Consider the following 12668-nt stretch of genomic DNA (forward strand, 5'->3'; position numbering starts at 1 on the left):
AGCAGCCGCAGCAAGGGCGAGGGAGCCAGCCGAGCTTTCCTCAGCCAGTAGTTTGACTATCGGCTGCCTGCTGCTTGAGCCAATCCCGGACCACCTGCAACGTGGCGGTCTGCTGCGCCTTGCGTGGCCACACCAGGTAGAACGCCTTGTCCAATTGCAGTTGCAGGGGAAACACCTGCACCAGCCGGCCGGCGTCAAGATCGGCCTTTACGAACGCCAGGCTCGCCAGGGTGATGCCCTGCCCGGCCACGGCTGCCTCTATGGCCAGCGAAGTCTGATTGAAGCGCAGATTGCGGGCAGTAGGCTGCGCATGTCCCGGAAACAGGGCCGCGCTAAACGCCGGCCAGAAGTCATGGGCATCGTGCAACGCGACGAACCCTTGCAGTGCTTCGAAGGTAGCGGGCCGTCCCTTGTCGGCCAGCAGCGTTGGGCTGGCCACCGCAATCACGCGCTGCTGCATCAACGGTTCGGCATTCAGCCCAGCGCCGAAAGGTGGCTCGCCGTAGCGCACCGCCAGGTCAACGGCATCGGTATGAAAGTGGGACAAGCGGTCGGTAGCCAGCAAGCGCAGATCGATGTCCGGGTTGGTGTCGGCGAAATCCCCAAGCCGCGGGATCAGCCATTTCGAGGCAAAGGTAGGCGTGACGCTGACGGTAAGGTGCCCAGGCATCGGGCGCAACCGGCGGGTGGCATCATCGATGATCGCCAGGGCACCGCGCACGCTCGTACTATAGCTACGCCCCGCATCGGTCAGCGCCAGACCACGGGCCAGGCGCTCGAACAGACGGATCTCAAGACTCGCCTCCAGCCCGCGAATCTGCTGAGCCACGGCGGCTTGGGTAACGCCCAGTTCGTCGGCCGCGAGGCGAAAATTCAGGTGCCGTGCCACTACCTCGAACATGCGCAGGGCATTGAGCGAGGGCAGCGAGGAAAAACCTTCGGGCATGGCGATGGAAATACGCTTGGCCAATGATCAGGCGAGGCTACCCCTTGATGGCCCCAGAAGAAAGCCTCAGGCATGCTCGGCAGGCCTCGCAGGCCATCGACTAAGCCGGCAAGCCTTGGCTTGCGCGGGCCAGAAGTGGGTGGCTGAATCACAGGTTATAGGCACGTTCGTTGTGCTCCGCCAGGTCCAACCCCTGCTCTTCATCCTCGCGCGAGGCGCGCAGGCCGATGACCAACTTGATCGCCCCAAGGATCGCCCAGCTCACCACGAAGCAATACACGAAGGTGAACGCCACGCCCTTGAGCTGAACCAGCAACTGAGCCAGCGGCCTCACGCCCTCCACATAGCCACCCAGCGCAGGCGCTGCAAATACGCCAGTGAGCAAGGCGCCGACGATACCGCCAACCCCATGCAAGCCGAACACATCGAGGCTGTCGTCATACCCCAGCGCCTGCTTGAGGCGGGTCACGGCGAAAAAGCACGCGGCCCCAGTCAGCAAACCGATCGCCAGCGCCCCCAAAGGTCCGACGAACGCACATGCCGGGGTGATGCCCACCAGCCCGGCGAGTGCGCCGGATGCCGCGCCCAGCGCGGTGGGTCGGCCAAGCATGACGGTTTCGCTGAGCAGCCAGCCGACGATACCGGCGCAGGCGGCGATCATGGTCGCCAGCATCACCACGCCGGCGCCCTGGTTGGCGGCAAGGCCCGAGCCGACGTTGAAGCCGAACCAGCCCACCCACAACAGCCCCGCCCCCACCAGGGTGAACCCCAGGTTATGCGGCGGCATCGCCACGTGTGGGTAGCCTTTGCGCTTGCCCAGCATCAGCGCCGCCGCCAGGGCCGCGACACCTGAGTTGATGTGCACGGCGGTGCCGCCAGCGAAGTCGAGCACGCCCCAATTGACCATCAACGCCCCCGGCCCGCCCCACACCATATGCGCGATGGGCGCATACACCAGCACGAACCAGGTGCCCATGAACAGCAACGAGGCGCTGAACTTCATGCGCTCGGCAAACCCGCCAGCGATCAGCGCGGGCGTGATGATGGCAAACGTCAGCTGGAACACCGCGAACACCCCTTCGGGAATGCTGCCCACCAGGCTGTCGTGGCCGATGTCGAGCATCAGCGCCTTGTCCAGCCCACCGACGAAACTGTTGAGGGTCAATTGCCCCTCGAACATGCCCGCAGTGCTCACCACCAGGCTGTAGCCGAACAGCACCCAGAGGATACCGATGACCCCGGCCACGGCGAACAGCTGGGTGAACACCGAGAGGAAGTTCTTGACCCGCACCATGCCGCCATAAAACAGTGCCAGGCCCGGAATACACATCATCAGCACGAACATCGCAGCGCAGATCATCCAGGCGGTATTGCCGGTGTCGAGGGTGGCCTCGGCGGCGTGGACCTGGGTGGCGAGCAAGCACGACACAACAGCAAGAAACAGCTTCATGCGGGGCACTCCTGTGTGATCGAGATGAACCTTTGAGGTGGCGTTGCAGCGCTTTGCGAGCGGCCCGGCAATGCCGCGCCTAGCGGGGGTCGCGGCGCCTGGCACGGGCAAGCCCGTTCCTATAGAACTACACATAACTTGTTGATTTAGCAGGGACCTGTGGGAGCGGGTTTACCGGAGTGCCGGACCACCGCGAAACAGGCAACTCGATGTATGGCACCGGCTTGGCCGGTGTTCGCGGCTAAAGCCCCCACAGGGTACGTGGCGCGCTTGCGAAATCAGTTCTCTGCGCGACAGCGCAGCCCTAAGGGCTGGGTGATCTCCCACAGGATCTCGTGTGAATCAAGCACTGCACCGACAGGACTGGCTGCAAAGGGCCGCAAAGCGGCCCGATCAGCGATGCGCTAGTACTGCGCCTGCCCCGGCACCCAAGCCGTCCCTGCCAGCGGCACCCGCGCCATGGCCGCCGCCTCGACGGTCAGCGCGACCAAATCCTCTGGGTCAAGGTTGTGCAGGTGCGACTTGCCGCAGGCGCGCGCCATGGTCTGCGCCTCCAGCACCAGCACGCGCAGGTAGTTGGCCAGGCGCCGGCCAGCCTCTTCGGGGTTCAGGCGCTTGGCCAGCTCTGGGTCCTGAGTCGTGATGCCGGCCGGGTCGCGGCCGTTCTGCCAGTCATCATAGAAGCCTGCGGCCGAGCCGATCTCCTTGAGTTGGGCATCCAGACGCGGGTGGTTGTCACCGAGGGCGATCAGCGCCGCAGTGCCGATGGCCACCGCATCCGCGCCCAGGGCCATGGCCTTGGCCACGTCAGCGCCATTGCGAATCCCGCCGGAGACGATCAGTTGCACCTTGCGGTGCATGCCCATCTCCTGCAGGGCCTGCACGGCCTGCGGGATGGCGGGCAGGATCGGAATGCCGACGTGCTCGATGAACACTTCCTGAGTCGCCGCAGTACCGCCCTGCATGCCGTCGAGCACGATCACATCGGCGCCAGCCTTCACCGCTAGTTTGACGTCGTAATACGGGCGGCTGGCGCCGATCTTCACGTAGATCGGTTTTTCCCAGTCGGTGATCTCGCGCAGCTCGGCGATCTTGATTGCCAGGTCGTCCGGGCCGGTCCAGTCCGGGTGACGGCAGGCGCTGCGCTGGTCGACACCAATCGGCAAGGTGCGCATACCGGCGACACGCTCGGTGACCTTCATGCCCAGCAACATGCCGCCACCGCCAGGCTTGGCGCCCTGGCCGAGGACGATCTCGATGGCGTCGGCCTTGCGCAGGTCGTCGGGGTTCATCCCGTAGCGCGACGGCAGGTACTGGTACACCAGATGCTGCGACTGACCACGCTCCTCCGGGGTCATGCCGCCGTCGCCGGTGGTGGTGCTGGTGCCGGCGATGCTGGCACCACGGCCCAGGGCCTCCTTGGCATTGGCCGACAGCGCGCCGAAGCTCATGCCGGCGATGGTCACCGGGATCTTCAGGTGGATCGGCTTCTTCGCGAAGCGATTGCCCAGCACCACGTCGGTGCCGCACTTTTCACGGTAGCCTTCCAGCGGGTAGCGCGACACGCTGGCGCCGAGCAGCAGCAGGTCGTCGAAATGCGGGACTCGGCGCTTGGTGCCGCCGCCGCGGATGTCGTAGATGCCGGTTTCGGCGGCGCGCTGGATCTCTTGAATGGTCAAGCGATCGAAGGTGGCCGACTCACGCAGTACCGGGGGGAATTTTTCGCTCATGGGGTTGCTCCTGGATCAGTACGCGCTGGCGTTGTCGACTTTGAAGTTGTACAGCTGACGGGCCGAGCCGTAGCGCTTGAAGTCAGCCGCCTTGTGCGCGAGGCCGGCCGTGTTCAGCAGCGCTTGCAGCTCTTGCAGGTGTTCGGCACGCATCTCTTTTTCGATGCAGTCCGAGCCCAGCGACTTGACCGTGCCCTTGACGTAGATACGCACCTCGTACAGCGAGTCGCCCAAGGCATCGCCGGCATCGCCGCACACCACCAGGCGCCCGGCCTGCCCCATGAAGCAGCTCATGTGGCCAATGCTGCCGCCGACCACGATGTCCACGCCCTTCATCGAAATGCCGCAACGCGCGCCCGCATCACCCTCGATCACCAGCAAGCCGCCATGGGCGGTGGCGCCAGCGGCCTGGGAAGCACTGCCCTTGATGCGCACCGAGCCGGACATCATGTTCTCGGCCACGCCCACACCGACATTGCCGTGCACGGTAATGCTGGCCTGCTGGTTCATGCCGGCGCAGTAGTAGCCAGCATGCCCGTCGATATCCACCGACACCGGTGCGTTGATGCCCACCGCCAAGTTGTGCTTGCCGTCGGGGTGGGTCACCTGCCACTCGCTGTCTTGCACGTCGCCGTGCAGGGACTGGTTGAGGACACGCACCGAAGTGCTGGAAAGGTCGATCGTCTTCATAAGATTCTCCAGTGGATTCGGTGGCAGCTCAGGCGCTTTCGCGCTCCCAGACGTACAGGGTGGCCGGAGCCGGTTCCCAGACCTTGGCCTTGTCGATACCCGGCAGACTGGCCAAGGCCTGGTATTCCGAGGCCATGGCCACGTAGTCGTCGGTTTCGGCCAGCACGGCCGGCTTGCAGGCAATCGGGTCGCGGATCACGGCAAAGCCATTGCGGGTGCCGATGGCGAAGGTGAAGAAGCCGTCCAGGTCTTCAAGCGCACCGTCCAGGGCCTGGGCCAGGCTGTCGCCCTGCTGCAGGCGCCAGGTGAGGTAGCCGGCGGCCACTTCGGTGTCGTTGTCAGTCTCGAAGCTGATGCCTTCGCGCTTGAGTTCCTGACGCAGGCGAAAGTGGTTGGACAACGAGCCGTTGTGCACCAGGCACAGGTCGGCACCCGTCGAGAACGGGTGGCTGCCTTCCATGGTCACTGCACTTTCGGTGGCCATGCGGGTATGCCCGATGATGTGGCTGCCTTTCATGCCGGCCAGGCCGAAGCGGCTGGAAATCTCCGACGGCAGGCCCATGCCCTTGAGGATCTCGATGCTCTGCCCAGCGCTCATGATGCGCACCTGCGGGGCGAGTTCGGCCAGTGCCTCGCGGGCAGCGGCCTCGCTGGTGTGCAGCTTGAGCACGGCAGCGCTGGCGTTCTGGAACCAGTCCAGCGAGCACGCCAGGCGGCCTTCGAGCTGGCCCATCAGCTCGGCCCACGGGTAATCGGCATGCGTGGCCTGTAGGGTCAGTTTGACCCAGTCAGCGGCGACCTCGTCACCGTAGATGGCAAAGCCTGCGCTGTCGGGACCACGGTCGGTCATGGCTTGGAGCATGGGTTCGAAGAGCTTGCCGAGCTGGGATTCCAGCTCGGGTTTCTTCAGGTACAGACCTACGATTCCACACATATAAGGGCCTCACTACGTTCGGCAGCAAGCGGTAAGCGGCAAGCTGCATGTTGTCGGTGTTGAACGGGATATTGGTGTTCGCCGCACACTGCCCTGCTCTTGCAGCTTGCGGCTTGAAGCTTGCTGCTCAGAAAAACTCGGTGTACCGCTGGATTTCCCAGTCCGAGACGTGGCGGCTGTACTCCACCCACTCCATGCGCTTGAGCGTGATGAACTCATCGACGATCTCGGCGCCAAGCACCTCGCGGAACAACGGGTCGGCCTCCAGCGCGTCGGCGGCTTCCTTGAGCGACTGCGGCAGGGTCTTGATGCCACGCGCAGCGATTTCTTCGAGGCTCAGGGTGTAGAGGTTCTCGTTGCACATCTCGCCCGGCTCCAACTGGCGATCGATGCCATCCAGGCCGGCTGCGATGATCGCGGCGGTGACCAGGTAGGGGTTGCAGCCGGCATCGGGCAGGCGGAACTCCAGACGCCCATAAGGGATGCGCACCATCGCCGAGCGGTTGTTGGCGCCGTAGGTGACGAACGCCGGCGCCCAGGTCGCGCCGGACAGCGACCGCCCTACCACCAGGCGCTTGTAGGAGTTGACCGTGGGCGCGGCAAAGGCACACAGGGCTGGGCCGTGGGCCAGCAGGCCTGCGGCGAAGTGATAGGCGAGCTTGGACAGGCCCATGCCGCTGCTGTCGGCCGGGTCGTGGAACAGGTTCCTGTTGGTGCTGCTGGCCAGCGACAAGTGGAAGTGCATGCCATTGCCAGCACGCTTGGGATCGGGCTTGGGCATGAACGAGCAGATCATCCCCAGGTCGTTGGCGATCTCGCCGGCAGCCATGCGGAAGAAGGTGAAGCGGTCAGCGGACTCCAGCGCATCGCTGTAGGTGTAGTTGATCTCGAACTGGCCGTTGGCGTCCTCGTGGTCGATCTGATAGATGTCGAAACCGACCGGTTGCAGGGCCTCGGTGAGGCGTTCGAGGAACAGCCGCGAACGCGACAGGCCCTTGTAGTCGTAGCAGGGCTTGTCGAGGTTGTCCGAGGCGTCCACCAGTTGCAGCTTGCCGGCCTCGTCGCGGCGGAACAGGCTGAATTCCGGTTCAAGGCCGGTGTTCAGCGTCCAGCCCTTGTCGGCCAGGCGCTGCACCTGCTGCTGCAACACGTGGCGGCTGTCGTAGGGCCAGGGCTTGCCGCCCACATGGCCAACGCACACCACCCGACCGTAGCCCGGCTGCCACGGCACCGGGATCAGCGTACCGAGATCGCCCCGGGCCATGAAATCCGGCCCATGGGGCTGCATGCCCATGCCGCAGATGGCGAAGCCGGCAAAGCCTGCGCCCTCCTCGGCCACCATCTTCAGGCCCGAGACCGGCACCGACTTGGTCTTCGCCGAACCGTGGATATCGACGAACTGCGCCAGCACGTACTTGATGCCGAACTGGTCGATGATGCGCTGGGTTTCTGCTGGCAACATGGGGTGATCACTCCTGGGTAAGGGCACAGCAAGGTTGGGCCGGTGTTAATTTCCATTAAGGAAACTTACTTTCATCACAGGAATGCAATGGGCTTGCCAACTTTGCGCATCGCACCGCAGGCCTCCCCCCCAGGGGCGCTCTGGCCTAGGTGGGAGCTGGCTTGCATGGCAATAACGTCCAAGAGTTTTTCTGCTGTATTTGTGGGAAACTCCTTTTCACACGAGGAAACCCGCGCACTTTCCCAGTGCGAAAACTATATTCTTGAACTGAAACCGTGCAGGACACCGAATGTCGACCGAGACCGAACCACGTCTACGCCTGGAGCAATACCTGGGCATGCAGATCAAGCGCCAGCGTCAGGCGCAGTCACTCAAGCTCGCCGACGTGGCGCGCATTGCCGGCATCAGCCAGGGCATGCTCAGCAAGATCGAGAACGCCCAGGTGTCCACCAGCCTCGACACCCTGAGCCGCCTGTGCGATGTACTCGGCATGCCGATGGCCAAGCTGTTCAGCCAGTACGACCAGCCCGACGGCAACGCCCTGTTGGTCAAGGCCGGTGAAGGCCTGGAGGTGGTGCGCCGCGGCACCGAGAAAGGCCACACCTACCACCTGCTCAACCACGCCCGAGGCCCGAAGAAGCACTTCGAGGCCTACATGGTGAGCATGGATGACGCCAGCGAGGAATTCCCGACCTTCGCCCACCCCGGCACCGAGTTCCTGCACCTGCTGGAGGGCGAGTTGGTATATCGCCACGGCAACCAGCTGTATCCGATGCAGGCCGGCGACAGCCTGACCTTCGACGGCGAGACGCCGCATGGGCCGGAGAAGCTGGTGCAGGTGCCGATCCGGCTGTTGTCGATCATGAACTACGGCAATGAGTGAACGCGTTCATCAGGTTCCCCCTAACCGCTTGAACGGTCACATTACCCTGTTCAAATGACCCCGCCGGCCACCACCGGGCCTGAGCACGCCGCAACTCAGACGAAAAGCGCCCCGCGCCCTTTCGCAGTGCGGCAAGTGAAGGCACAATGCGTGTCCTTTTTTTGGCCGGCCTGGCCGGGGGCCTTTAAATGATCAAGACGCCGTACTACCTCATCGATAAACAAAAGCTGCTGGGCAACATGGAAAAGATTGCCTATGTGCGCCAGCAGTCCGGGGCCAAGGCCCTGCTCGCCCTCAAGTGCTTCGCCACCTGGTCGGTGTTCGACCTGATGCAGCAGTACATGGACGGCACCACTTCGTCTTCGCTGTTCGAACTCAAGCTTGGCCGTCAGAAATTCGCAGGCGAAACCCATGCCTACAGCGTGGCCTGGGCCGACGATGAAGTCGAAGAGATGCTCGAGAACTGCGACAAGATCATCTTCAACTCCATCGGCCAACTGCAACGCTTCGCCGAGCAGTCCGAGGGCAAAGTGCGCGGCCTGCGCGTTAACCCGCAGGTGAGCAGTTCCGACTACCTGCTGGCCGACCCTGCGCGTCCGTTCAGCCGCCTGGGCGAATGGGACCCTGCAAAGATCGAGCAGGTGATCGAGCAGATCTCCGGCTTCATGTTCCACAACAACTGCGAGAACGGCGACTTCGGCCTGTTCGACAAGATGCTGTCGCACATTGAAGAACGCTTCGGCCACCTGCTGCACAAGGTCCAGTGGGTCAGCCTGGGTGGCGGCATCCACTTCACCGGCGAAGGCTACGATGTCGATGCCTTCTGCGCACGCCTCAAGGGCTTTGCCGAGAAGTACGGCGTGCAGGTGTACCTAGAGCCGGGTGAAGCGGCCATCACTAACAGCGCCTCGCTGGAAGTGACCGTACTCGACACCCTGTACAACGGCAAACACCTGGCCGTGGTCGACAGCTCGATCGAAGCGCACCTGCTCGATCTGCTGATCTACCGCCTGAACGCCAAGATGGCCCCCAACGCTGGCGAGCACACCTACATGGTCTGCGGCAAGTCGTGCCTGGCTGGCGATATCTTCGGTGAGTACCAGTTCGACAAACCGTTGGCCATTGGCGATCGCCTGTCGTTCATCGACACCGCCGGTTACACCATGGTCAAGAAGAACTGGTTCAACGGCCTGAAAATGCCCGCCATCGCGGTCAAGCAGCTCGACGGCAGCGTCGAAGTGGTGCGCGAGTTCGGTTTCGAAGACTACGTTTCCAGCCTGTCCTGACGGACAGGTCTTTTAAGTAAGGAGCAACAGGTAAATTGAAGAAGAACGTTCTTATCATTGGTGCAGGAGGTGTCGCCAAGGTGGTGGCCCACAAGTGCGCACAGCATAACGACGAACTCGGTCGTATTGCCATTGCGTCACGGAACATCTCCAAATGCCAGGCCATCATCGACAGCGTCAAGGCCAAGGGTAGCCTCAAGGTACCCGCCGACATCCAGGCCTTCTCGCTCAATGCCCTCGATGTCGAGGCGACCAAGGCACTGATCCGCGAGACCGAATCGCAGATCGTGATCAACGTCGGGTCCGCCTTCCTCAACATGTCGGTGCTGCGTGCCTGCATCGATACCGGTGTCGCTTATCTCGATACCGCCATCCACGAAGAGCCGGGCAAGATCTGCGAGACCCCGCCGTGGTACGGCAACTACGAGTGGAAACACCTCGAAGAGTGCCAACACAAGAACATTACCGCCATTCTCGGCGTCGGTTTCGACCCGGGTGTGGTGAACAGCTACGCGAAACTCGCGCAGCAACAGTACTTCGACCAGATTGACTCGATCGACATCCTCGACGTCAATGCCGGCTCCCACGGCAAGTACTTCGCCACCAACTTCGACCCGGAAATCAACTTCCGTGAGTTCACCGGGCAAGTGTGGAGCTGGCAGAACAGCCAGTGGACCAGCAACACCATGTTCGAGGTCAAGCGTACCGACGACCTGCCGGTGGTAGGTTCGCAGAACCTCTACCTGACCGGTCACGATGAAGTGCACTCGATCTCGAAAAACCTGAACGTGCCGAACGTGCGTTTCTGGATGAGCTTCGGCGAGCACTACATCAATGTGTTCACCGTACTGAAGAACCTCGGCCTGCTTTCCGAGCAGCCGGTGAAGACTGCCGAAGGTCTGGAAGTGGTCCCGCTGAAAGTGGTCAAGGCCGTGCTGCCCGATCCCGCCTCGCTGGCCCCGGGCTACACCGGCAAGACCTGCATCGGCGACCTGGTCAAGGGCACCAAGGATGGCCAGCCGCGCGAAGTGTTCATCTACAACGTGGCTGACCACGAAGAGGCCTACGCCGAGACCGACAGCCAGGGCATCTCCTACACCGCAGGTGTGCCGCCCGTCGCCGCCGCGCTGCTGGTGGCGCGTGGAGAATGGGACGCTGGGCGCATGGTCAACGTCGAAGAACTGCCGGCCGAGCCGTTCCTCAAGGCGCTGGACGTGATGGGCCTGCCAACCCGCGTCAAGGATGAAAAAGGCGATCGTCCGTGGGACGCTGAAGCCTGAGTCACCGCCGTATGCACAAGGGGCGCCTGAGGGCGCCCCTTGTGTTTTCCAGGCCCGCTCTAGACCCGCGCGTTGGCCCGGGTGCCGAGCTTTAAGTCTCAACCCGCCTGCGCTATCTTCGCCGCGCTGCCATACCGGCCACGCCAAGGAACCGCCGCATGCTCTCCAGCCGTACCCTCACCCTGATGCTGGGTGTCGCTTTCATCCTGCTCGACCAGTGGGTCAAGCTCATCGCCCTGGTGGCCCTGAAAAGCCGCAGCTACGCCTTCGGCAACCAGCAGCTGTGGCTGGACATGACGCTGAGCCTCAACCCTGGTGCGTTCCTCAGCCTGGGCGCGAGCCTATCGCCGGGCCTCAAGCAACTGATCTTCGTGGTCGCCGTGGGTGTGGTGTGCGTGTGGGCCATCGTCTGGGCCCTGCGCCATTGGCAAGCGACTCCGCTCAAGGCCGGCGCGGCCTATTTCATCGCGATGGGCGGGTTGTCCAACCTGATCGACCGGGTCAGCCGTGACGGCCATGTGGTCGATTACCTGGTATTCAACGTCGGGCCCCTGCATACCGGTGTGTTCAACCTGGCCGATATTGCCATCATGGCCGGTGCCGGGGTGCTGCTGTGGACCGGTATGAAGAAGTCCGAGCAGCGCTAAATTGACTGGCGACCAACCTCAGGTCGTTGATCTTCATACGTAACCGGTTTCTCGCTCTGGTATAGGTGGCACTACCCTGATGCCACCAGGGCCGCTGTGCGGCCCCATCGACAACAAGAGAACCCCCATGCCCGCCCCTGCCCCTGGCCGTCTGTTCGTCCTGTTCTGCCTCGCCAGCTTCTTGTTGTCGCTGTCATACGGCTCCACTTTCCTGCTGGCGAAGATGCTCACGCTGCATGGCGGCAGCGAGTCCGACGCTGGCCTGGTGATCTCCAGCGCGATGCTCAGCACCTTCGCCGCCGTGATTTTCTGCGGCCACCTGAGCGACAAGATAGGTGCAGCGCGCAGCATCGCCGCCGCCGCCCTGCTGCTGGCGGTCGCCTGCCTGGGCTTTGCCTGGGCACCGCCCCAAGGCCACGCCCTGCTGCTGTTCGGCCTGTTACTGGGCTTGGGCTGGGGTACGTTCTACACCCTCGGGCCGATTGTGGTGGCGATGACCATCGCGCCCGCTCGGCGCATGCACCACTTCGCCCTGCTGTCGGGCAGCATGATGACCGGCATAGGCAGCGCCCCCCTCAGTGGGCGCAGCTTCGAAGCCCTGGGCCTGCCCGTGGAGACGGCATTTTTCAGCGCAGCAGTGGCTAGCCTTTTAGGTGCGCTGCTGTTCTGGTCGATAGCCCCGGCGCTGGGCCGGGCAGACTCAGGTACGCAGAGCGCCAGCCGCCTGAGCCTGCCTGCCGTGCGGCGGGTGCTGGGCTCAGCGGCCGTGTTCCCAATCATCATGGTCGGCCTCGGAGGCGCGATCTTTGGCGGGCTGTCGAGCTTCCAGACCAGCTACGCAGCGCTCAGGCAGCTGGACTATGCGTTGTTTTTCCTGGGTTTCACCTGCGCGACTATCGGCTGCCGCTTGCTGGTGGCGGGGCTGATCGTCAAACGCGATCCCTATCGCTGCGCCTGCGTGCTGAGCGGGTTGATGGTCATAGCGGTGCTGATGCTCGGCCACAGCGTACACAGCAGCGCGAGCTACCTGCTGGCGGCGGTAGTGCTCGGGGTCGGCTATGGCCTGACCTATTCGGTGATCAACGGCCAGGCCGCCAACCAGGCGCCCGCCGGGCACATGGCCCAGGCGCTGGTGCTGTTCAGCCTGGCGTATTTCGTGGGGGTGTTCGGTTTTCCCTGGCTGGCCGGGCGCGTGATCGTCGAGGCCGGCATGCCGGCGCTGCTGCAACTGATCCTGCTGTTGGCCTTGACCAACTGGGGGATCAGCCTGGCAAGGCTGGGCTGGCGCTGGCTGGCCCGACAGCAGGCTTGTGCACGGTAAGCCGTCAGCACAAACCGCCGCCAGGGTGGAACTCATGAT

At 63.4% G+C, this 12668-nt stretch carries 11 protein-coding genes; 5 read left to right on the top strand and 6 right to left on the bottom strand.

The window, feature by feature from the left end; genetic code table 11:
- Positions 1-40: 40 nt before the first annotated feature.
- The 6 genes from ACNFIC_RS20985 to glnT form a co-directional block, all read right to left on the bottom strand.
- A complete protein-coding gene (locus tag ACNFIC_RS20985) occupies positions 41-946 on the bottom strand; it encodes a LysR substrate-binding domain-containing protein (protein ID WP_416781923.1) in 906 nt (301 codons plus the stop codon).
- Between the two features lie 148 nt (positions 947-1094).
- Positions 1095-2396: an ammonium transporter gene (locus tag ACNFIC_RS20990; protein ID WP_416781839.1), complete on the bottom strand. Its 1302-nt coding sequence runs from the start codon at positions 2394-2396 to the stop codon at positions 1095-1097.
- Positions 2397-2800: 404 nt separating this feature from the next.
- Complete coding sequence (locus ACNFIC_RS20995) at positions 2801-4126, bottom strand: FMN-binding glutamate synthase family protein (protein ID WP_138221040.1); 1326 nt, start codon at positions 4124-4126, stop codon at positions 2801-2803.
- Between the two features lie 15 nt (positions 4127-4141).
- On the bottom strand, positions 4142-4816 hold the full coding sequence (locus ACNFIC_RS21000) for a protein glxC (protein ID WP_138221039.1): 675 nt from the start codon (positions 4814-4816) through the stop codon (positions 4142-4144).
- Positions 4817-4844: 28 nt separating this feature from the next.
- A complete protein-coding gene (locus ACNFIC_RS21005; RefSeq protein ID WP_138221038.1) occupies positions 4845-5750 on the bottom strand; it encodes a class II glutamine amidotransferase in 906 nt (301 codons plus the stop codon).
- 127 nt (positions 5751-5877) lie between these two features.
- Positions 5878-7212 (bottom strand): type III glutamate--ammonia ligase, encoded by a 1335-nt coding sequence (glnT, locus tag ACNFIC_RS21010; protein WP_416781841.1) that lies wholly within the window; start codon positions 7210-7212, stop codon positions 5878-5880.
- Between the two features lie 289 nt (positions 7213-7501).
- On the opposite strand from glnT, the gene ACNFIC_RS21015 reads away from it, so the two are divergent.
- From ACNFIC_RS21015 to ACNFIC_RS21035, 5 genes are all read left to right on the top strand, one after another.
- Complete coding sequence (locus tag ACNFIC_RS21015; protein WP_138221036.1) at positions 7502-8095, top strand: helix-turn-helix domain-containing protein; 594 nt, start codon at positions 7502-7504, stop codon at positions 8093-8095.
- 188 nt (positions 8096-8283) lie between these two features.
- Positions 8284-9381 (top strand): carboxynorspermidine decarboxylase, encoded by a 1098-nt coding sequence (gene nspC / locus ACNFIC_RS21020; RefSeq protein ID WP_138221035.1) that lies wholly within the window; start codon positions 8284-8286, stop codon positions 9379-9381.
- A gap of 35 nt (positions 9382-9416) precedes the next feature.
- The gene (locus tag ACNFIC_RS21025) at positions 9417-10661 is read left to right on the top strand and encodes a saccharopine dehydrogenase family protein (RefSeq protein ID WP_416781842.1); all 1245 of its coding nucleotides are present in this window, start codon (positions 9417-9419) and stop codon (positions 10659-10661) included.
- Between the two features lie 158 nt (positions 10662-10819).
- On the top strand, positions 10820-11308 hold the full coding sequence (gene lspA, locus ACNFIC_RS21030; RefSeq protein ID WP_416781843.1) for a signal peptidase II: 489 nt from the start codon (positions 10820-10822) through the stop codon (positions 11306-11308).
- Between the two features lie 127 nt (positions 11309-11435).
- Positions 11436-12629, top strand: a complete 1194-nt coding sequence (locus ACNFIC_RS21035) for an MFS transporter (RefSeq protein ID WP_416781844.1) — start codon at positions 11436-11438, stop codon at positions 12627-12629.
- The last annotated feature ends 39 nt before the right edge of the window (positions 12630-12668 follow it).

It is taken from the genome of Pseudomonas sp. NY15463 (assembly GCF_048068415.1).
In the GTDB taxonomy this organism is placed as follows: Bacteria; Pseudomonadota; Gammaproteobacteria; order Pseudomonadales; family Pseudomonadaceae; genus Aquipseudomonas; species Aquipseudomonas mosselii_C.

Excerpts from the sequence above, each read along its gene's own strand:
- ACNFIC_RS20990 (WP_416781839.1), bottom strand. The coding sequence starts at position 2,396 with ATGAAGCTGTTTCTTGCTGTTGTGTCGTGCTTGCTCGCCACCCAGGTC.
- nspC (WP_138221035.1), top strand. The coding sequence starts at position 8,284 with ATGATCAAGACGCCGTACTACCTCATCGATAAACAAAAGCTGCTGGGC.
- ACNFIC_RS21005 (WP_138221038.1), bottom strand. The coding sequence starts at position 5,750 with ATGTGTGGAATCGTAGGTCTGTACCTGAAGAAACCCGAGCTGGAATCC.
- ACNFIC_RS21035 (WP_416781844.1), top strand. The coding sequence starts at position 11,436 with ATGCCCGCCCCTGCCCCTGGCCGTCTGTTCGTCCTGTTCTGCCTCGCC.
- ACNFIC_RS21015 (WP_138221036.1), top strand. The coding sequence starts at position 7,502 with ATGTCGACCGAGACCGAACCACGTCTACGCCTGGAGCAATACCTGGGC.
- lspA (WP_416781843.1), top strand. The coding sequence starts at position 10,820 with ATGCTCTCCAGCCGTACCCTCACCCTGATGCTGGGTGTCGCTTTCATC.
- ACNFIC_RS20985 (WP_416781923.1), bottom strand. The coding sequence starts at position 946 with ATGCCCGAAGGTTTTTCCTCGCTGCCCTCGCTCAATGCCCTGCGCATG.
- ACNFIC_RS20995 (WP_138221040.1), bottom strand. The coding sequence starts at position 4,126 with ATGAGCGAAAAATTCCCCCCGGTACTGCGTGAGTCGGCCACCTTCGAT.
- glnT (WP_416781841.1), bottom strand. The coding sequence starts at position 7,212 with ATGTTGCCAGCAGAAACCCAGCGCATCATCGACCAGTTCGGCATCAAG.
- ACNFIC_RS21000 (WP_138221039.1), bottom strand. The coding sequence starts at position 4,816 with ATGAAGACGATCGACCTTTCCAGCACTTCGGTGCGTGTCCTCAACCAG.